Annotated in this window: 18 protein-coding genes; all 18 read left to right on the top strand. The window is 55.9% G+C overall.

The features are described from left to right. Position 1 precedes the first annotated feature (1 nt). Positions 2 to 1,003, top strand: a complete 1,002-nt coding sequence (locus J7548_RS10025; protein ID WP_290974000.1) for an NAD-dependent epimerase/dehydratase family protein — start codon at positions 2 to 4, stop codon at positions 1,001 to 1,003. Continuing rightward, positions 1,000 to 2,181 (top strand): DegT/DnrJ/EryC1/StrS family aminotransferase, encoded by a 1,182-nt coding sequence (locus J7548_RS10020; RefSeq protein WP_290973996.1) that lies wholly within the window; start codon positions 1,000 to 1,002, stop codon positions 2,179 to 2,181. Before J7548_RS10025 ends, J7548_RS10020 begins: the two co-directional genes overlap by 4 nt. Next, positions 2,181 to 4,061, top strand: a complete 1,881-nt coding sequence (gene asnB, locus J7548_RS10015) for an asparagine synthase (glutamine-hydrolyzing) (RefSeq protein WP_290973994.1) — start codon at positions 2,181 to 2,183, stop codon at positions 4,059 to 4,061. Before J7548_RS10020 ends, asnB (J7548_RS10015) begins: the two co-directional genes overlap by 1 nt. 10 nt (positions 4,062 to 4,071) lie before the next feature. Further along, positions 4,072 to 4,734 carry a class I SAM-dependent methyltransferase gene (locus tag J7548_RS10010; RefSeq protein ID WP_290973992.1) on the top strand — a complete coding sequence of 221 codons (663 nt, stop codon included), beginning with the start codon at positions 4,072 to 4,074 and terminating at the stop codon, positions 4,732 to 4,734. Further along, positions 4,734 to 5,756 carry a GNAT family N-acetyltransferase gene (locus J7548_RS10005; RefSeq protein ID WP_290973989.1) on the top strand — a complete coding sequence of 341 codons (1,023 nt, stop codon included), beginning with the start codon at positions 4,734 to 4,736 and terminating at the stop codon, positions 5,754 to 5,756. Before J7548_RS10010 ends, J7548_RS10005 begins: the two co-directional genes overlap by 1 nt. A 13-nt stretch (positions 5,757 to 5,769) precedes the next feature. Then, entirely contained in the window at positions 5,770 to 7,176 is a 1,407-nt protein-coding gene (locus J7548_RS10000) for an FAD-dependent oxidoreductase (RefSeq protein WP_290973986.1), read from the top strand. Beyond that, a complete protein-coding gene (locus J7548_RS09995; RefSeq protein ID WP_290973984.1) occupies positions 7,169 to 8,326 on the top strand; it encodes a class I SAM-dependent methyltransferase in 1,158 nt (385 codons plus the stop codon). Before J7548_RS10000 ends, J7548_RS09995 begins: the two co-directional genes overlap by 8 nt. Then, complete coding sequence (locus J7548_RS09990; protein WP_290973982.1) at positions 8,323 to 9,054, top strand: hypothetical protein; 732 nt, start codon at positions 8,323 to 8,325, stop codon at positions 9,052 to 9,054. Before J7548_RS09995 ends, J7548_RS09990 begins: the two co-directional genes overlap by 4 nt. Positions 9,055 to 9,126: 72 nt before the next feature. Beyond that, entirely contained in the window at positions 9,127 to 10,044 is a 918-nt protein-coding gene (locus J7548_RS09985; RefSeq protein WP_290973979.1) for a methionyl-tRNA formyltransferase, read from the top strand. Between the two features lie 10 nt (positions 10,045 to 10,054). Then, positions 10,055 to 11,344, top strand: coding sequence for a hypothetical protein (locus J7548_RS09980; RefSeq protein ID WP_290973977.1), 1,290 nt, complete (start codon positions 10,055 to 10,057; stop codon positions 11,342 to 11,344). Then, positions 11,344 to 12,774, top strand: coding sequence for a flippase (locus J7548_RS09975; RefSeq protein ID WP_290973974.1), 1,431 nt, complete (start codon positions 11,344 to 11,346; stop codon positions 12,772 to 12,774). The genes J7548_RS09980 and J7548_RS09975 overlap by 1 nt, the downstream gene beginning before the upstream one ends. Beyond that, positions 12,764 to 13,639 (top strand): NAD(P)-dependent oxidoreductase, encoded by an 876-nt coding sequence (locus J7548_RS09970; protein WP_290973971.1) that lies wholly within the window; start codon positions 12,764 to 12,766, stop codon positions 13,637 to 13,639. The genes J7548_RS09975 and J7548_RS09970 overlap by 11 nt, the downstream gene beginning before the upstream one ends. Continuing rightward, positions 13,636 to 14,412, top strand: coding sequence for a hypothetical protein (locus J7548_RS09965; RefSeq protein ID WP_290973969.1), 777 nt, complete (start codon positions 13,636 to 13,638; stop codon positions 14,410 to 14,412). Before J7548_RS09970 ends, J7548_RS09965 begins: the two co-directional genes overlap by 4 nt. Then, entirely contained in the window at positions 14,405 to 15,301 is an 897-nt protein-coding gene (locus J7548_RS09960; RefSeq protein WP_290973966.1) for a formyltransferase family protein, read from the top strand. The genes J7548_RS09965 and J7548_RS09960 overlap by 8 nt, the downstream gene beginning before the upstream one ends. Then, the gene (locus tag J7548_RS09955; RefSeq protein ID WP_290973964.1) at positions 15,294 to 16,451 is read left to right on the top strand and encodes a glycosyltransferase family 1 protein; all 1,158 of its coding nucleotides are present in this window, start codon (positions 15,294 to 15,296) and stop codon (positions 16,449 to 16,451) included. The genes J7548_RS09960 and J7548_RS09955 overlap by 8 nt, the downstream gene beginning before the upstream one ends. 3 nt (positions 16,452 to 16,454) lie before the next feature. Next, on the top strand, positions 16,455 to 18,353 hold the full coding sequence (asnB, locus tag J7548_RS09950) for an asparagine synthase (glutamine-hydrolyzing) (protein WP_290973962.1): 1,899 nt from the start codon (positions 16,455 to 16,457) through the stop codon (positions 18,351 to 18,353). Then, on the top strand, positions 18,314 to 19,534 hold the full coding sequence (locus J7548_RS09945; RefSeq protein WP_290973959.1) for a hypothetical protein: 1,221 nt from the start codon (positions 18,314 to 18,316) through the stop codon (positions 19,532 to 19,534). The genes asnB (J7548_RS09950) and J7548_RS09945 overlap by 40 nt, the downstream gene beginning before the upstream one ends. Positions 19,535 to 19,537: 3 nt before the next feature. Then, positions 19,538 to 20,824, top strand: coding sequence for a glycosyltransferase (locus J7548_RS09940; RefSeq protein WP_290973956.1), 1,287 nt, complete (start codon positions 19,538 to 19,540; stop codon positions 20,822 to 20,824). The last annotated feature ends 105 nt before the right edge of the window (positions 20,825 to 20,929 follow it).

The following is a 20,929-nucleotide window of genomic DNA, read 5'->3' as shown; positions in this document are numbered from 1 at the left end:
AATGGATCTCAAAGGCAAGAAAATCGTTGTTGTCGGAGGAGCCGGCCTGATCGGATCCCATACCGTCGACCACCTGATCAAGGAAGACGTCAAGGAAGTCGTAATCTATGACAACTTCGTGCGCGGCAGCCGCGAGAACCTGCACGACGCCATGCGCGACCCCCGCGTAAAAATCTACGACGTCGGCGGCGACATCCTGCAGACCGACATCCTGCAATCGGCGTTCGAAGGCGCCGATGGCGTGTTCCACCTGGCCGCCTTGTGGCTGCTGCAATGCCACGAATACCCGCGCAGCGCATTCGACGTGAACGTGCGCGGCACCTTCAACGTGATGGAGGCTTGCGTCGCCAAGGGCGTCAAACGACTGGTTTATTCCTCGTCCGCCTCGGTCTACGGCGATGCCGTCCACGAGCCGATGGAAGAAGACCACCCATTCAACAACAAGAATTTCTACGGCGCCACCAAGATCGCCGGTGAAGCGATGCTGCGCTCCTTCCACCATCGCTATGGGCTGGACTACGTCGGCCTGCGCTACATGAATGTCTATGGCCCGCGCCAGGATTACCACGGCGCCTACATCGCCGTGATCATGAAAATGCTCGACGCGATCGACAAGGGTGAAAGCCCGACCATCATGGGCGACGGCTCCGAAGCGTTCGACTTCGTCGCCGTCGAGGACTGCGGCCTGGCCAACGTATGCGCGATGAAGTCCAGCGCTACCGACAACTTCTACAACGTCGGCACCGGCAAGCGCACCTCGCTCAAGGAACTGGCCGAGCTGCTGCTGGAAATCACCGGCTGCCAGAAGCCGATCAACTATGCGCCGCGCAGCCAGGCCACGCTGGTGCGCAACCGCATCGGCAGCCCGGTCAAGGCATCGAAGGACATCGGCTTCACCTCCACCATCGACCTGCGCGAAGGCCTGGACCGCCTGATCAAGTGGCGCGCCTCGCACAAGGCCGAAGTCGCTACCCGCCGCAAGGCAGTGGGGTTGCCGGAATGAGCAACGCCAAATTGAATGTGCCGATCGCGCGCACATCGCTGGAAGAAGCTGAAATCCAGAGCGTGCTCGAGCCCCTGCGCTCGGGCTGGCTGGTGCAAGGCCCCAAGGTCCGCGAATTCGAAGAAAAGTGGAGCGCCTTCACGGGAGCCGAACATTCCATCGCCGTCACATCCTGCACCACCGCCCTGCATCTTTCTCTCGCCGCCCTGGGGTTCGGCCCAGGCGACGAGGCCATCGTCCCGGCATTTACATGGATTGCCACCGCCAACGTGGTCGAACATCTGGGAGGCAAGGTCGTTTTCTGCGACATCGACCTGAACACCTTCAACCTCGACGTGGAACAACTGGCAGCCAAGATCACTCCGCGCACCCGCGCCATCCTGCCGGTCCACCTGTTTGGCCTTGCCGCGGACATGGATCCGATCAATGCGCTCGCCAAGCAGCATGGGCTATGGGTTGTCGAGGATGCCGCCTGCGGCTTCGGCACACGCTACCACGGCCGCCACGTCGGCACCCTGGGCGACACCGGCTGCTTCAGCTTCCACCCGCGCAAGGCCATCACGACGGGGGAAGGTGGCATGATCACGACCAATGACGCCAAGGTTGCGGAAAAGGTCCGGCGCCTGCGCGACCACGGCGCGGCGATGAGCGACCTGCAGCGCCACCTGGGCGCACGCCCCTATCTTCTGGCCGACCACCCCGATGCCGGCTATAACCAACGCATGACCGACTTGCAGGCGGCGCTCGGCGCGGCGCAAATGGCGCGCGCGCACGACATCGTGGCCGAACGGCAACGCCTGGCCGCCGTATACGACGACGCGTTCGCCGGCCTCGGCTGGTTGCGCACCCCGGCCAAGCCGGACGGCTACGAGCACGGCTACCAGAGCTATCCCTGCCTGTTCCAGCCCGAGGCTGTGACCCCGGCCAACGTCGAGCGCATCAACCGCATGCGCAACGACTGGATGGATCAGTTGCAGCAAGCGGGGATCTCCACTCGTCCGGCCACCCACGCGGTGCATATGCTCACGTTCTACCGTGACAAATATGGGCTGCGTCCGGAAGACTTCCCCAATGCCTACGCGGCCAACCATTGCAGCATTTCGCTGCCGCTGTTCCACGGCATGGGCGAAGCGGAACAGCAATATGTCATCGATCGCGTCAAGGAGTACCAGACCTAATGTGCGGCATCGCTGGCCTGATTGACCTATCGGGCGAAACCATTTCTCCGGTCGTCCTCAAGCGGATGACGGACGCGATCGCGCATCGCGGCCCGGACGGGGAAGGCCAATGGATAGAAGGCCCGGTTGGCTTCGGCCATCGGCGCCTGGCCATCCTCGACCTGTCTCCGGGTGGGCACCAGCCGATGATCAGCCCCGACCATCGCTATGTCCTCACCTACAACGGCGAGGTCTACAACTTCCGGGAAATCCGCGCTGAACTGCAAGCCGAAGGCTTCTGGTTCCGTTCGCAAAGCGATACGGAGGTGGTGCTCCAGGCCTTGGCACATTGGGGCCCTGACGCCCTGCTGCGCTTCAACGGCATGTTTGCGCTGGCGCTTTGGGACCGCAAGGAGCGGACACTGCTGCTGGCGCGCGACCGTTATGGCATCAAGCCGCTCTACATCGGCCGCCAGGGAAAAACCCTGGCGTTCGGCTCCGAGCAGAAAGCCATCCTGGCGCAGCCGGAATTCCGCCGGGAAATTGATAAATCGGCCCTGCTCGAGTACCTCACGTTCCAAAACCTGTTTACCGACCGGACCCTACTCAAGGACATCCAGTTGCTGCCGGCCGGGCACTATGCCCGGCTGGACCTCAATGAAGCATCGCCCGAATTGCGGCGCACCCGCTACTGGGACTATCGATTCCGGGAACCGGACCATGCCCGGCCCCGGGAAGAATACCTGGAAGAGCTCGACCGCCTGTTCCGCCAGGCCGTCAAACGGCAACTGGTCAGCGACGTCGAACTTGGCGCCTACCTGAGCGGCGGCATGGACAGCGGATCGATCACCGCCGTCGCCGCGCAGTCCTTCCCCTATCTCAAAACGTTCACCTGCGGCTTCGACCTGAGTTCCGCATCCGGCATCGAACTGGCCTTCGACGAGCGGGTGCGCGCCGAAGCGATGTCCGCACGCTTCAAGACCGAACACTATGAGATGGTGCTCAAGGCTGGCGACATGGAGCGCTGCCTGCCCAAGGTCGCCTGGCACCTGGAAGAACCTCGGGTGGGACAAAGCTACCCCAACTACTACGCCGCCCAGCTTGCCAGCAAATTCGTCAAGGTCGTGCTCTCCGGTGCCGGGGGCGACGAACTGTTTGCCGGCTATCCCTGGCGCTACTACCGCGCCGTCGTCAACCAGGATTTCGAGCACTACATCGACCAGTACTACGTCTTCTGGCAACGCCTGATCCCCAACAGCGCGCTGTCGAAAGTCTTCGCCCCCATCTGGAACGACGTCAAGCATGTCTGGACGCGCGACATCTTCCGCGACGTGTTCCTGACGCACGACAATGAGCTGAACCGGCCGGAAGACTACATCAACCACTCGCTCTACTTCGAGGCAAAGACCTTCTTGCATGGCCTGTTTGTCGTGGAAGACAAACTCAGCATGGCGCATGGCCTGGAGGCACGGGTTCCGTTCATGGACAACGACCTGGTGGATTTCGCGATGCAATGCCCGGTCAACCTGAAACTCAATAACCTCGCGGACGTCATACGGCTCAACGAGAACGATTCAGGGAGTAAAACCAACCGCTATTTCCACAAGACCAACGACGGCAAGCAGATTCTGCGCGACATGATGTCGCGGCATATTCCCTCCGAAATCACGAATGCCGAAAAGCAAGGCTTTTCATCTCCGGATGCGAGCTGGTTCAAAGGCGAAAGCATCGAATTCGTCCGGCGCAAGCTGTTGAACGGCAATGCGCACCTGTACCAGTTGTTGGACCGAAATACCGTAACCAGCTTAGTGAGCCAGCATCTGGATGGGCATGAAAATCGTCGATTGCTGATCTGGTCGCTGCTGAACCTGGAAACATGGCTTGAACAGATCGCCATTTAAAGTAAAACCAATGACACACGACACCAACGCAGGAGTGCAACCGACCTTGGTCGAACAGTACCAGCGCGCCTTCGCTGAACATGGCGATACGCCGGCGGGCGTAATGTGGCCCAGAGGCCGCCAAGCGCTGCGGTTTGATGCGCTGACCAGACACTTTCCGGACAAGGATTTTTCCGTCCTGGATTATGGCTGCGGTCTGGCTCACCTGAAAGCATACCTGGACCAACGCTGCAGCCAGTATGAATATCTCGGCGCCGACCTTGTGCCTGAATTCGTGAGCGCGGCGACCGCCAAATATCCTGAAGCCCGTGTTCAATTGGTTCAGTCATACATGGACGTATCGACGCCTGTCGACCATATCGTCATCTCTGGCACCTTCAACATCATCGAAGGAGATGATCGGGAAGCGTATATAAAGCGTGTACAGGCTGCCTTGATGCACTTGTTCGGTCTCGCCCGTAAATCGTTGGCGGTCAACTTCATGACAGACCGCGTCGACTTCATGCAGCCGCAGGCGCTCCACATGAATGTAGAGGAGATGATAGCTTTCATGCGCCGGTCTTTGTCGCCCCGCCTGAGACTCGACGAATCCTATATGCCCTATGAATTCACTCTGGTGGCGCTGAAAAACAGCGAGATTATCCGACCAGACAACATATACCAGCCCCTGTGATGCGCATCGAGGCCCTGACCCCCGACTTCGCGGAGCGCTATGAGGCATTTCTTCTGGCACGGCCCGAGACATTGCTATACCAGTCCTGGCGCTATCAGAACCTGCTGATCGACTTGCTGGGATGCCGCCAGCAGAGCCTTCTGGCCCTGGATGACAATGACCAGCTCCTGGCGGTTCTGCCGCTAATGTCCATGGACGGCCCGTTTGGCACTGTCCTGAACTCCCTGCCTTTCTATGGCAGCAATGGTGGCCTGGTGGGAAAAGACCCAAATGCACGAGCCGGACTCATTGATGCCTACACGCAGATGGCTCAAGCATCGGGTATAGCGGCAGCCACCATCATCGAGAATCCCCTGGCGCCTGATGGCGCCGACGGGGCAAGCTACAACATAACGGATGAGCGAATAGGCCAACTGACACCGTTGCCCCATACGGACAATGTAGAGGAAACCTTGATGCAGTCTTTCCACTACAAAACGCGCAACATGATTCGCAAGGCCGAGAAACTTGGCGTCGAGGTTACCGTCGATAACGACGCCATGCCTTTCCTGGTCGGCGTTCACGAGGAAAACATGCGTGAGATAGGCGGCTTGGCAAAATCGCGTCGTTTCTTTGATGCTTTACCGAGACATTTCCGTCCAGGAGAAGACTACCGGATTTATGTCGCCCGCCTGGGGCAGGAGTTGGTCGCTGCGATGTTGGTGTTCTTTTATAACCGCACAGCCGAGTACTACACCCCCGTGGTCCGCAAGGAATATCGGGAGTCCCAAGCCCTCAGCGCCGCAATTTTCCGCGCAATGAGTGATGCCGCTGCTCAGGGATTCGCATGGTGGAATTGGGGTGGAACCTGGCTGTCGCAGGATGGCGTATACCGTTTCAAGAGCCGTTGGGGGACACAGGATCGCCGCTACCGGTACTTTACCAGCGTACACAATCCCGAGATCCTGAAGGCAAGCCGAGCAGAGTTGCTCGCAGCCTACCCCTCTTTCTTTACGGTGCCGTTCTCGGCGCTATCTGCCTAAAAGGATGGCTGCGATGCAAGAAATGGATGTTGTTGTCGGTGGTGGCATTGCCGGGCTGCTCGCCGCGCTGCTGCTGGCGGAACGAGACAAGCGCAAAGTCGTCGTGATCGAACGCGAGAATCGGGTGGGGGGCCTGCTGCGCTGTTTCGATTATGGCGAATATGGCGTCTTCGACTATGGCATGCATAACATGTACGAGACGGGAATCGCTCCGCTTGATGAACTGCTGTTTGGTTTACTCCCCCAAGAAGACTGGCAACTTCTGGAGCGGGGAGGCCGTGATTTGGCAGGTGTCGTTTTCAATGGCATCGTCCAGCACAACTCTCCATTCCCCGATCTGCGCTCCTTGCCACGCAAACAATGGGAAGCCTGCGTTCTGGGATTTTTCCGACAATTGGAAAGCCAAGAGTTCGATGGGCATGACAACGCCTGGGACGATATCCGCACCCGCTTTGGCACGGAAGTTGCCGCAGTCATCGATACCGCCTTGCGCAAGCAATTCGGCAAGTGCGCTCAGGAACTGGCGCCTTTTGCCACCAGCCTGACCACCTTGTCCAGGGTGGTAATGTTCAGCGAAGATCTCTTTGCCAACCTAATGGAGTCCTCGACGCTGCGTGAACGCCTGGCCTGGCCGGAACAGCGCACCCTGCCTGTGCAATGGGAATCCGGCCGGAAAGCCTATTACCCTAGGAAATACGGTATGTACCGTGTGATCGACGCCTTGCTTGCGAGGCTCGAGGCCGCCGGCGTAGAAGTGCTAACGAGCGCGCAGGTACAGTCACTTGAAATTGAGGATGGCCAGGTAAAAAGCCTGATTGTCGAACATGGCGGTAGCCGGAAGACGATTGGGTCCCTCAGGCAAATGATTTGGACTTCCGGCTTGCCAGCGATAATGCAATTGTTCGGTCTGGACATGTCCTGCTATCGCTTCGATCCTCCTCGCAAGACGGTTGTAGTCAATCTGCTATTGCGCCAGCCGCCGAATATGGGGGATCTCTATTACCTCTACTGCTACGAACCCGGCTGCCATACTTTCCGGATCACCAATTTTGCAGGATATTGCGAAGGAGCGCCTCGCTCTGGCGGATGGCCCGTGGCTGTGGAATTGTTGCTAGACGCGCCGCTACCTGATGCCGACGATATGAAGCGCTTGGCACTGGACGAGCTCAAGCGATTCAAGATCATCACTGGCGACGAGGATGTGAATTTTGCCAAGGTTGAGCCGCTGTCCACAGGATTTCCCATGCCTTCGACCAACAACTTCAGTGCTTTGTCCGACATGAGGGCAAAGATTACGGCATCCAAGGTTACCAATCTGACGCTGCTGGGCATCCTGTCTGAAGAGAATGTATTTTTCCAGCGCGACGTGCTGGCCCAAACTTGGATTAAGCTAACAAAGAAGGAAAAAATCAATGGTTGAGCCTCTTGAATTAGGCGAAGTCCCTTTCTATTGGCGCGTCAAGAAAACGCCAACGCAACCGCCGCATGACATCCCGGCGCGCCTGCCGTTTTCCTTCACATTTTTAAGCGAACTGCAACTGGTGATCCAACAACGGAACCCCTCAGTACTCCAGTGGCTCGAGCGTGTATACACCGAAGATGCCAATGTCGGCTATTTGCAGGATGGGCATGCCTTGGCGGAATCGTATGGAGGGGAATTCATTGATTTCTTTCAGCGCGCGAGCGCATTGCTTCGCAAAAAACCTGCGAGCGCGGCTGATATCGGATGTGGTGGCGTCTACCTGTTGCAAAAGGTGCGCGAACAAGGACTGGCTGTCAAAGGCATCGATCCCAGCCCGGTAACTTCAGCCGCCGGAAAAAAGGTCGGCATCGAGATCGTCCCGGATTTCTATCCTTCGCCATCTCTTACGGAACGCTTTGATGTGCTGTTCCACTATGACGTGCTGGAACATGTCGAAGATCCGGTCGCATTCCTCCGCGCCCACCATGGGAATCTGTCATCGGATGGCGCCCTCATTTTCGCCGTCCCTGACTGTTCACACCATATTGCACTGGGTGACGTGTCCATGCTTTTGCATGAGCATCTCAATTATTTTGATGAGGATTCACTGGCCCGAGTTGTACGGGCGGCAGGCTTCGAACCGCTGCGGCTCGAGCCCGCACGCCACGGTGGCGTATTGTTGTGCTGCGCAGTTCCTGCTGCCTCGCATGCTTCGCCAATCGAGCCGGCGAAAGACGACTCTAAATTCCTGGAATTCCGCCAAAAGGCACAAGCTGCGCTGCATCGATTCTCGGCATTGGCACGCCAATCAATGAACGATGAGCTAGGCCTGTATGTGCCATTGCGAGCCTTCCCCTATCTTGGCCAGCTCTCTCCCGAAACCAAGCTGCGCTTCTTCGACGATGATCCTGGGTTGCGTGGCCGCTATTATGATGGTTTTGATGTCGCCATCGAAAACAGAGATGAACTGGCTGCACGCCCGCCGGAACGAGTAATGGTTTGCTCCCTTGCCTTTGGCGACAAGATCGCCGCACGGCTGCGCGAAAAAAAGATCAACAATCTTCGTATTGTTCTGTGGTCCGATTTGTTTGATGGGGTAGCGGGGTGAGTGCTCAAGCTGTCATCACGCTCGATATCGACTGGGCCCCGGACTACGCGATAGATTTTGCCGCCAACCTGTTGATCGAGGCTCAGGTGCGGGCCACATGGTTTGTCACGCACGATTCGCCAGCTGTCAGGCGCCTGCGTCAGTACCCATCTCTTTTTGAACTGGGCATCCATCCCAATTTCCTACCAGGGACGACCCACGGAAAAACCGAATCGGACATCCTGCAGCACTGCATGGATATCGTACCCCATGCACGTGTCGTACGAACGCATGGACTTGTTCAGACGTCCAACCTGCTGGAAAAAATCATCGACGAAACACCGGTCCAGGTGGATGTTTCGTTATTCCTGCCGCATGCTGCAGCACTTGAACCAGTCGTCTATTACTGGGAAAACCAGAAGCGTCTGGTTCGCTTGCCATACATGTGGGAGGATGATTTCGAGATGGTCCGTCCTGATGGCGTCTGGGATCTTGGGTCGCTGATCGACCGTGGCACCGGGTTGATGATCATGGACTTCCATCCGATACACATTTTTCTCAATTCAGTAACACTAGACACCTACCGTTCAGTGCGCGCGCTGGGTCGCTTGGTCGACCTGTCGGAAGAAGTTGTCCGTGGCCATATCGACGAAGGACGCGGAGCCGGATATGCCTTCCGTTCCGCTATCGAGCGCATGCAACGCAGCGAAACAATTTTTCTGCAAAGCTTTTCAGGCGCAATCGCCTGATCCTCAAACCTGCCGCTACGCCGGACAGCCCACCGCCGGCAGTCATGAATAGAAAAGCATTGTGAGCCTGGAATGAAAATAGCCATCATCGGCCGAACAGAAATCCTCTATGAGACGGCCCGCCAATTGCACGAAGCCGGGCACGAAATCGTCTGCATCCTGACCGCTAAGGAAGCGCCGGAATATACGCGTAATGCCGAAGACTTTCGACACCTGGCAGAACAATGGAATATTCCTTACGCATGCTCCGCGAAGATCTCCGAGCATCAAGATTTCTTGGCTGCATCCAAGGCGGACATTGGCGTCAGCATCAACTATTCCGGAGTCATTCCCGACACAATCACGAATTTGTTCGGTTTGGGCATCCTGAATGCCCATGGAGGCGATTTGCCGCGCTATCGCGGCAACGCCTGTCAAGCCTGGGCCATTCTCAATGGCGAAGAAAAGATAGGCCTTTGCATCCATCGAATGATCGGGGGTGAACTCGACTCTGGAGACATCATTGCCCGCGCTTATTTGCCAATCGATATCAACAGCACTATCGAGCAGGCAATGGATTGGATCAGCAGCACGACTCCAGGCCTTTTTAACGATGCGCTAAAGCAGTTGCAGCACGATCCGGAATTCGTCCTTGAGCGTCAGTCGAAAGACCCCTCTCTTGCGCTTCGCTGTTATCCGCGCCGCCCCGAAGATGGACGTATCGATTGGTCCAATTCGGCCGTCAAAATATTGCGGCTTATCAATGCATCCGGTCGCCCGTACCCCGGCGCTTTCTGTTTTCTGGAAGACAAGCGCATCACCGTCTGGCAGGCCCGGCTCGGCGACGATGAGCGCTTTCTGGCAGTTCCCGGCCAAGTAACAGCTATCACTCCTGAATATCTGGAAATAGCGACCGGCGATGGTAAGGTCCGCCTGACGGAAATGGATCTTGACAACACCCCTGCTGCGGCACCGGCCGTATGCAAGTCCATTCGTACCCGGCTCAAATAGAAAGAACTTGATGAAAGCCTGGTTGAGAAGTACGGTCTTTTGGATGACGGTGCCGGTATTCGTGCTGGCTGCCCTCTTCATTGGTCTTTATCTCCGCCTCGGTTCGCGCAATACGCAGCGTTCAAGCCTGGTATGGGGAAGCACTCCTCTGCTCAATAACCGGCATTGGTCGCACGCTATGCGCGCAGCGGGTTATCGGTCCGAGACATTTACTACCATGTATTATGGAACGATCAACAAACGGAGCGATTGGGACCGGATACTGGATGAGGAATGGACGGGCTGCCCTGCCACACTCAAACCATTGCTGGCATTCTTGGATTCACTGTTGCGATACGACGTCTTCTTTATCTCGGCGGATGGCTATTTCATCGGGCACACCATCGGATTGTGGCGCCTTCAAGCACCGCTTCTGCGCTTTTGCGGTAAAAAGACCGTCTTTATCCCCTACGGCAGCGATACTTATGTCTATCGGCGTGTCCGTTCGACAGCCCTACTGCACGGCTTGTTAGCCTCCTATCCTGAGGCTGCAAAAAGACAAGCACAAGTTGCGGCAAGACTAGACTACTGGTGCCGTCATGCCGATGCATGTGTACCTGCGGTCATGGGCATAGACGGATTTGGCCGATGGGATGTGCTGACAACATCACCACTATGCCTCGACTTGAACGAATGGCCTGCCTCCTCACGACGCTCTCCCGCCGATGGCAGCACTGCTCCGGTAGTGATCTGTCACGCCCCCAATCATCGCGGATTCAAAGGAACCGAGTTCGTCATCGATGCGGTTAACCAACTCAAACAGGAAGGATTGAAAGTAGAACTGGTTCTTCTGGAAAAAATCCAGAATGACAAGGTTCGCCAAATTCTGCAAAACGACGCGGATATTCTAATTGAGCAGCTCATTTTCACCGGTCATGGCTTGAATGGTCTGGAAGGCATGGCCAGCGGCATCCCGGTCATCTCCAATCTTGAGGATGAGGCGTATATCACTCCGATCAGGCGCTGGTCCTTTTTTTCCGAATGCCCACTTGTTTCAGCCAGCCCGGAAACTCTTGTCGATGTCCTTCGAAAGCTCATCACACGACCGCAATTGCGGCACGATATTGGCCGTTCCAGCAGAGCTTATGTAGAAAAATATCATGACCTCGATTCAGCGGCCTATCTCTTTGAAGCAGTGGTCGACTACGTGCACAAGCGCCGGGAATCGCTGATAAACCTCTATCATCCGATCCTCGGCGAATACCCAAATCGCAGCGCCAAGATCGTTTCGCCGCTGCTGAACAACAAGATTGTCGACTGATGCTGCTCAAAATCTTAGCAAAAGATTCCGCGATCTACGGCGGCGCTGACTTCCTCTCGAAGCTGCTGGCCTTTTTTTCGTTCCCGCTGATTGCCGCGGCATTATCGCCGCATGCGTTCGGCTCGCTCGAGCTGTTGGTTACCGCCACCGCACTATTGGGCATGGCGGCCAACTGCGGACTGAACAATGCACTTCAGCGCTACTATTGGGACAGCGAGACCGCTCGCGATGAACGCCCGGTATTAGTATCATCCGGCCTGGCAGCCCAAATGATATTGGCCGGTATCGCAGTCATCGCAGGGATTGGCATACTAGCGATCGCATGGCCGCATATCGACGAGTCCTCCACCCCCATGAGCTGGCATGCCGTCGTCGCGGCCCTGGTATTGATGTTTGCCAACCAGGCAACCCAGTATGCGCTGGACGTCATACGCCTGCATATAGCGCCGTGGCGCTTCCTTTCCATCGCGATGGTGTCCCGTGCATTATCGGCCTTGGTCGGCGTCGTCGTGGTCGTCCGCTTTCACTGGGGACTGGATGGTTTGCTGATCGCCCAGGCCGCTGCCAGTCTGGCAGTGTTGCCAATTGCGCTGTACATGATCCGCGCCGACCTGACCTTGCGCATCAGCAGATCTGTTGCCGACAAGCTGATGCGGTTCGGCTACCCGTTCATCTTTTCCGGCCTGGCTTTCTGGCTCTTTGGTTCCATGGACAGATGGATGCTCGCCAGCATGTCTTCGGTTGATGAGGTCGGCATCTACTCTGTCGCTTATCGTTTCGCATCCGTCGTCATGTTCGTTTCCGTCGCATTTGGACAGGCATGGAGCCCCTTGGCGATGAAAATCAGGACGGATCATCCTGATAAATACCGGACAATGTACGCTGACGTGCTGATGATCCTGGGTTGCGCGATGCTGCTTCTGGGCGCAGGCGTGGCGCTGTTTTCCAATGAGATCATCCGGCTTCTGATGCCAACGAACTATCTTGCTGCGGCCCAGCCCCTTGCCATCCTGAGCCTTGGCATAGTGCTGCAATCGACGCAGCAAATTACCGCGGTCGGTATTTCAATCGAAAAAAAGACCTTTCTTTTCGCAAGGCTCTCCTGGGTGGCAGCCTTGCTCAACTTCGTGCTGAATCTCATTTTGATTCCACGATTCGGCGCATCGGGGACCGCCTTGGCCACGACACTGACGTATTTGATGCTGACAGCAAGTTATATGTATTTCACCCAACGCCTGCATCCACTTCCGATTCCGGGCAAAAAAGTCGTTGGCTTAGGAAGTTTATGGATTGCGGTTTTCTGCTTTGCAATCATTCCACTGCCCGTGTCCGGATTACAGCTTTATGTGTTTAAGGGCCTGATTTTCAGTCTGTGCCTTTTTTCTGCCTATCTTCTTATTCCTTTGCGAATTGCAAATCATGTCAAATAAGAAATCAGTCCTTGTCACCGGAGGCAATGGCCTTCTGGGCCGCCAATTGTCTTCTGCTCTGGTCGCGACAAACCATGATGTCTTTGCACTAGTTCATCGCTCTCCGCCCAATCCAATTGCCGGCGTAAATTATTGTGTAGTCGACCTGAGCACAGAATGGCCAGAAACCGAGTTGCCATCGCAAATTGATGCCATTGTCCACTTGGCCCAATCCGCACATTTTCGCGAGGTTCCGACCAAGGCTTTGGACGTATTCACCGTAAATGTCGCCTCTACGGCACGATTGCTCGATTTCGCCCATAGAATCGGCACCAAACAATTTTTGTACGCATCATCCGGTGGGGTCTACGGTGCAGGAGAAAAAGCCTTTCACGAGAACTCGCCGATCAACGCGCCTGGTCACTTAGGTTATTACCTAGGCAGCAAATTAAGCGGAGAGATACTCTCCCAAAGCTACGCCGCACATATGCAAATCATGGTCCTGCGTTTCTTCTTTATCTATGGCCAGATGCAGAACCGTGCCATGCTTCTTCCCCGGTTGGTGGATAGCATCAAGGAGGGGCGCAACATTTCCCTACAGGGAAGCGAGGGATTGCGCATCAATCCAATACACGTATCCGATGCGAGCCAGGCGGTCGTCGCCGCGCTGAACACGACTGAAAGCGCGACCTACAATATCGCCGGAGCAGAAATTTATTCCTTACGCGCCCTGTGCTCAAAGATTGAAACCATGGTCGGCCGTACTGGACAGTATATCCAGGCGCCGGGCACACCGCTCGATGTCATCGGAGACATTTCTGCTATGCGTTCCCGCCTTCATGAACCGAAGGTTGGGATTGTCGACGGATTAAAAGAGCTAATATGAGGTCGCCCTACAGCTTAACAAGCTACCACAACTTGATGCAGGGCCTGCTCAACGCGGGCTACAGCTTCATAGGCTATGACCAGGTTACAGCGCATTCGCCATTGTCGCCCCAATGCTTATTGCGGCACGACATCGACGCAGATCTTTCAGCCGCCCTGCAGATCGCACAATTGGAAGCGGAACTGGGAATTAAGTCCACCTATTTCCTGATGACCCGCTCACCTGTCTATAACCTGCTTTCCCGACATAACCATCGGATAGTGGAGCAAATTATCGGCTTGGGCCATGCGATCGGGCTGCATTACGATCGGGGCTTCGGCGGCAACGACAATGGCCGGCATGGCCGTCTTTTGGATTTAGAGGCGGAGTTTATAGAGCAGTTGTTTGACATCGCCATTCATTCCGTGTCGTTCCATCAGCCAGATGCGGAAATACTCGCCGGCAAGGTGTCGACTGCACCAAGAATCAATACATACGATAAGACTGCACTTTCATCTTACACGTACTATTCTGACTCCAATCGCTCGCTTCGCCTCGGGACACCTGATTGGAAAACGGCAGACACCAGGATAACGACTACCCAACTCTCCGGACAATCCATACAGTTGCTGCTGCACCCTATGTGGTGGGTCTATGATGAATTCTCCACAGTCGACGTCTGGGATCAGGCGATATTGTCCAATTTCGAGATGATGCAGCAACAATGCCTTGCAACAGAGCGCGCCTATGGGCCGCGCCGCAATATGACGTTGATTCGGAGCGAACATGAATAACGGGAAAAGAATGGTGATGTGCGGCTGCCATCAAGGTGGAGAAAACGCCATCAGGGATCTGATCCATCGCGGCTACATTTTCGACTATTTTGTCTGCTTAACTCCGGAGCAGGCTGCCCAGGCCAACGTCTCTGGCTACTACGATTACCGCCCTCTGGCTCAGTCGCTTGGCATTCCGGTGTATATCCCTGAAACTTATGGCCTCACCTCTGAAGCAGATCTAGGATTCTTTGCGCAACAGCGTTTCGACTTGCTGATCCAAGGCGGCTGGCAAAGGCTTTTCCCTGAAAAGGTACTGGCCACATTGGGGATCGGTGCGCTTGGCCTGCACGGGAGTGCAGACAAACTTCCGAAAGGACGCGGCCGTTCTCCGCTCAACTGGTCCCTCATTGAAGGGAAAAGCAGGTTCTTGATGCATCTGTTTATGATCAAACCAGGCGCCGACGATGGAGACGTTATTTCGATAGTCGACTTTGACATCACGGAGTTCGACGATATAGAAACGCTGTATTTCAAATACGACCTGTCCTATCGGAAACTGCTGCTCGACAATCTCCCATCCGTTCTTGCCGGGCAACACAAAACAATCCCTCAACTCGGCCAACCCAGTTACTACCCAAAACGCACTCCTGCGGATGGGGAAATTCACTGGGAAACAATGGATGTCGCAACAATCTATAACTTCGTGCGCGCCCAAACGCGTCCTTACCCCGGCGCATTCGCAATCATCCAGGGAAAGCGTACGCAAATTTGGAAATGCCGCCCTTTTGATACCCGGCTGCGCTATGACGATGCGGACTATGGAGCTGTCGTGGAACAGTTCGGAACGCGCCTATTGATCAACTGCCGTGGCGGGCTCTTACTGGTAGATGAATGGAGCCATGTCTAAAAGCACGTTAAAAGTACTGCACCTCCCAACCACTGTCGGCGGCAATCCTCAAGGATTAAGCAAGCAGCTGGGGAAAGCCGGGGTATTCAGCAAGACATGGGCATTCCAAGGAAACTATTTTAATTACGATTGCGATCACGTTATTTGGAATCAGGACGACACTTTCATTTCCCGTGAATTCAAGCGTCTGCGGGCAATCCTGAATGCAGCGGCACATTTCGATGTCATCCATTTCAATTTTGGCCAAACGCTTGCACAAAGATCCGCCAAACCGAATGCGACTTCAGTCTTGAAAAAGCTAAAGCATACGCTCTCCGACTGCTATCTCGATATTCTGCAGATTGTGGAACTGAATCTCTACAAGGCATATGGACGGCCATTGTTCGTCCACTATCAGGGGGATGACGCCCGCCAAGGAGATGTATCGCTCAAGCTGTTCAAATACTCCGCCGCACAACGGGTTCCCGAAGGGCACTATTCCGCGGAAACGGATGCACTCAAAAGAAAGATGATCCAACGGTTGAATAAATACTGCGCGCAGATTTATGCGGTAAATCCCGACCTGCTCCATATACTTCCAAAGCGATCCCGCTTTATCCCCTATTGCCACATTTCGCTGGACGAATGGCAGCCGTTTTACACGCAGCGAGATAACAGCAGGCCCCTGAGAATTGGGCATGCCCCGACGAATCGCGCTGCAAAAGGAACCGATCTCATTTTAGCCGCTCTCGATGCCCTCGCAGCCGAAGGCTACCAATATGAACTGGTCCTGGTCGAAGGCGTCTCGAATGCCGAAGCGCGCAAAAAATACGAGTCTGTCGACGTGCTGATCGACCAGTTGTTCTATGGGTGGTACGGCGGACTGGCCGTGGAAGCAATGGCCCTGGGCAAGCCTGTCGTGGTCTATATCCGGGAAGAGGATCTGGGCTTCATCCCCGAACAGATGAAAGCCGACCTGCCTTTCATCCAGGCCACGCCGGATACTGTCAAAGAAACGCTGCGCCATGTGCTGGAAATGCCGCGTGAAGAGCTGTATCGCCTGGCACAATGCAGCCGCGCATACGTGGAGCGCTGGCATGATCCGGTCAAGATCGCCAAGGAAATCCAAGCCGACTATGAAAAAGCGTTACATCACAAAGGACGTTTCTGAATCATGTGTGGAATAGCAGGTTACTGGGTCGTATCGCCCGAGCAAAATCGCCCCGATCTAGATGCCGCCTTGCAAAGAATGAGCCGTCGCGGCCCCGACGACCAGGGCAGCGAGAAAATGGCGGCATTTGCCGGCGAACTCGGACTGGGGCACAGGCGCTTGTCCATCATCGACCTGTCCAGCGCTGGACACCAGCCCATGCATTCTGCCGACGGGCGTTTCTCGATTGTCTACAACGGCGAAATCTACAACTTCGAAGCCCTGCGCGACGAACTTTCCGGATTCGGCATGCAGTTTCACAGCCAGTCGGACACTGAAGTCCTCCTGGCTGCCTGGGAGCGGTGGGGAATCAATTGCCTGCGCAAACTGGTCGGTATGTTTGCCTTCGCCATCGCTGACCGCGCCGAAGGCACACTGACATGCGTACGCGATGCATTTGGCATCAAGCCATTCTTCTATTCCTACACCGACAAGGGACTGTGCTTCGCATCGGAACTGCCGGCCACCGTTACCTTGCGCGGCGTGGGCGCGCAATTGAATCTGCAGCGCGCCTACGATTATCTGGTTCATGGCGACTACGACTCCACCCCCGACACCTTCGTCAAGGGCATCGCGCAACTGGAGGCGGGCAAATATCTGGTCCTTGACATGCGCACCGGCCAGGCATCCGCCCCGGCTACCTGGTGGACTCCAGATATCCGCGAGACCAACACGCTGTCATTCAAGGATGCTGCGGACAAATTACGCGAATTGTTCTTGCAAAGCGTGCGGCAGCACCTGCGCAGCGATGTTCCGCTCGGTGCAGCGCTCTCTGGCGGCATCGACTCCTCTGCGGTCGTCTGCGCCATGCGCCATGTAGCGCCGGATGCCCCCATCCACACTTTCAGCTTCATTGCCAAAGACTCTCCGGTATCTGAAGAGGAATGGGTCGACGTCGTTAATGCGCATGTCAAAGCCGACTCCCACAAAGTCCTCGTGGAAGCGGATGAACTTGCCGCCGACCTGGACGACATGATCCTCGCCCAGGGCGAGCCTTTCGGCAGCACCAGCATCTATGCGCAATACCGGGTATTCAAGCTGGCCAAGGAAAAGGGCATCACTGTCACTCTAGACGGACAAGGCGCCGATGAACTGATCGCCGGTTACCAAGGCTATCCCGGCAAGCGTGTCCACAGCATCCTGGATGGATTCAGGCCGGATCGGGCGCTGGCATTCTTGCGTAACTGGTCGCAATGGCCAAACCGGTCCTTCTCGTTCGGTGTTAAAGCCTCGGTAGCCGAATATATCGATGGCTCGCTGTATCACACCATCCGCAGTTTGACCGGGGAACGCCTGCAGCCGGACTGGATAAATGCCGGCATGCTGGATGAACAAGGAGTGAATCTGCGCTTCCCCCGGCAGGTGCCGGAGCAAAACATTCGCAAGCGCAGGCTAATGGCCGAATTGGCATTATCGTGCACCCGTCGCGGCCTGCCCGCCCTGCTGCGCCACGGCGACCGCAATTCGATGCGTTTCTCGGTCGAAAGCCGGGTTCCGTTCCTGACCACGGAAATGGCGGAATTCCTTTTTTCCCTTCCAGAACACTATCTGATTTCGGAACAAGGGGAAACCAAGCATATCTTCCGGGCCGCCATGCGCGGCATCGTTCCCGACGCCATTCTGGATCGGCGCGACAAGATCGGTTTTGCCACGCCCGAAAAGGATTGGCTGATGCGGCTCGCCGATAAAGCCAGAAGATGGCTCAAGGAAGGCGACGATCTTCCGTTCCTGAACCGCGAGTGCATTCTGGAGGAGTTCGAACAAATTCTTACGGGACAAGTGGCCTTTTCCTGGCAGGCTTGGCGCTGGATCAACTTTTATCGATGGCATACAACCGTATTTATGCCGCTCACCCGCGCATGAAGAAAAAATTACTCATCATTTCCTATTCGCCGATCGGGCGCGATCCGCGAGTCATGCGGCAAATCCGCGCGCTACAGGCCGATTATGCATTGACGATCGTTGGATTCGAACCATCCCCGGCACTTGATGGAATTGAATTCATCCCTGTGTCCCTGGTTCCCAAGCTATCGCGCAAGATATGGCGCGCCTGCCAACTGCTTGCGGGCGCCTTCGAATACGCTTACTGGCAATCGCATCTGGTCAAGACCACCCTGATGTCTCTCGCAGGACGAACCTTCGATGCCGTCATTGCAAACGATGTCATCGCGGTTCCTGTTGCCTTGAAGCTGGCATCGGGAGCTCCGGTTATCTTCGACGGCCACGAATATTCGCCACGCGAGTTCGAAAATTCCTTCGTCTGGCGGCTATTCCTGCAGCGCTACATGACTTACCTGTGCTCCCGATACCTTCCTCTCACCACGAGCGCAATGACTGTCTGCCAAGGTATCGCCGACGAATACAAGCGACATTTCGGCATTGAGGCGGTGGTCGTTCACAACTCGCCAGCCTACGAGGACTTGCCGGTCCACCCTACGGCAACGAACCTGGTTCGCCTTATCCACCATGGCATTTCAGCCAGATCCCGCCATCTGGAATGCATGATTGACATGATGACCCATTTGGATGAACGCTTCACGCTGGATCTAATGCTGGTCAATTCCGATTCTCGTTATTACGCCGAATTGCAGCGACGAGCGCATGGCAACACCAGGATTCGATTCCGAGAGCCGGTTCCGATGGAACAGATCAGCCGCACTATCAACAGCTACGACATCGGCCTGTTTTTACTGCCGCCCGTCAATTTCAATTATCACTTCGCGCTGCCGAACAAGTTTTTTGAATTCATCCAGGCGCGACTGGCAGTGGCCATTGGGCCGTCGCCGGAAATGTCACGGTTGATTGTGCAATACCAAAATGGTGTGATCGCCGCCGACTTCGCCCCGGAAACACTGGCCCGAGCGCTTAATGCGTTAACGCCGCAGGATATCGAACAAATGAAAAGGCATTCCTCAGAAGCAGCAGGCCATCTCAATGCCAACACTGTCACACAGCAACTGCGGGAACTGATGCAGCGCGTATTGCCTGGCGCCGCCTCGACTAACGTCACCAGCCATGGTACGGAAAGCACTTCATCGGCCTGAACCATGCGCATCCTGCTAATCAGCTATTACTTCCCTCCTTACAATACCGTAGGTGCCATCCGCCCAGGGAAGTTTGCCAAATATCTGCACCTTAATGGGCATGCCGTTGAAGTCATTTCGGCGGCAAATCCTGCTTATGTCAAAGGATTGCAACTGGAAATCCCGCCCGAATTCGTCCATGAAGTAAAAAGCTGGTCCATCAATGCGCCAATCTACTGGCTGCTCGGCGGCAAGGGCAAGGTAGCGCAGGAAGGCTTTCACGGCGGCAAGGCCGGAAGCGGATGGCGAAAGCGCCTGGGGCTTTGGTACAAGACCCTGCTGCATTGGCCGGATGCCGAGTCGAACTGGGTACGCAGCGCCATCGACAAAGGGCTTGAATTGTTCAAGCAGCGTGGATTCGACCTGATCTATGTCTCTGCGCCTTCGTTTTCGGCACTCCGGGTCGGCCATCGCCTGTCGGCCCGTACCGGTACGCCGTGGGTGGCTGAGTTTCGCGATCTCTGGTCCGCCAATCACAATTACCCGCATCCGGCTTGGCGTCGCGCAATTGATCGAGCCTGGGAAGCCAGTTTGCTGCGCACGGCATCTGCCTTGGTGACAGTGTCGCTTCCACTGGCCCAAGAATTACAGCGCTTCAGCAAACCGGTATGGGAAATCCGCAATGGCTACGACCCCGACGACCTTTCCGGGATATCCGTGCGCAATACGCCTTCCGATATCCTTAATATCGTTTATACCGGCAGCGTTTATCCGGAACACCATGACCTGAATACCTTTTGCGCCGGTGTAACCGAATTCGTGCGGAAAGGCGGGAAGATTCATGTGGATGTAGCGGGGCGCAACGTGGCGGCGCTCAGGACCATGGCCCACCAATTCGGCATCGAAAGCCATTTCACCTTCCGTCCGACGGTGGATCGCCATGAAGCCCTGACCATGCAGCGCTCAGCCGATGTCCTGCTGATGTTTGCCTGGAACGACGGCAGTGCCGGCGTCTATACGACAAAATTGTTCGAGTATGCCGCCGCCCGGCGGCCCATCCTTGCCGTTGGGCCAGACTGCGATGTGGTACAGTGGGTCAGCCAAGCGCAAATCGGCTCCAGCACCGCAACCCCCGAAGGCGTGGTCTCGCTGCTCGCAGGCTGGACGGAGCAAAAGCGCATTTCAGGCACATTGAATACGTCCCCCTCCCCCGAGCATGATTTCACGCGCAATGCGCAATTCTCGAAGCTGATACCGCTACTGACGTCACTCATACAGGATGGCCATGGCAAGCCTGCCATCCAGCAATGACGTCAGTAGCACATATTGATAACACCTATTTGCTTCTGGCCCCCGCTTAGACAGCAACATAACAAAATCCTGACCGCCATCGTCGTCCCCCGCCTGCTGACTGCA

The sequence above is a fragment of the Herbaspirillum sp. genome, assembly GCF_017744395.1.
Lineage (GTDB): Bacteria > Pseudomonadota > Gammaproteobacteria > Burkholderiales > Burkholderiaceae_D > Herbaspirillum.
Note: the sequence above shows the minus strand (reverse complement) of the source record. Positions and strands in the feature narration are given on the sequence as shown.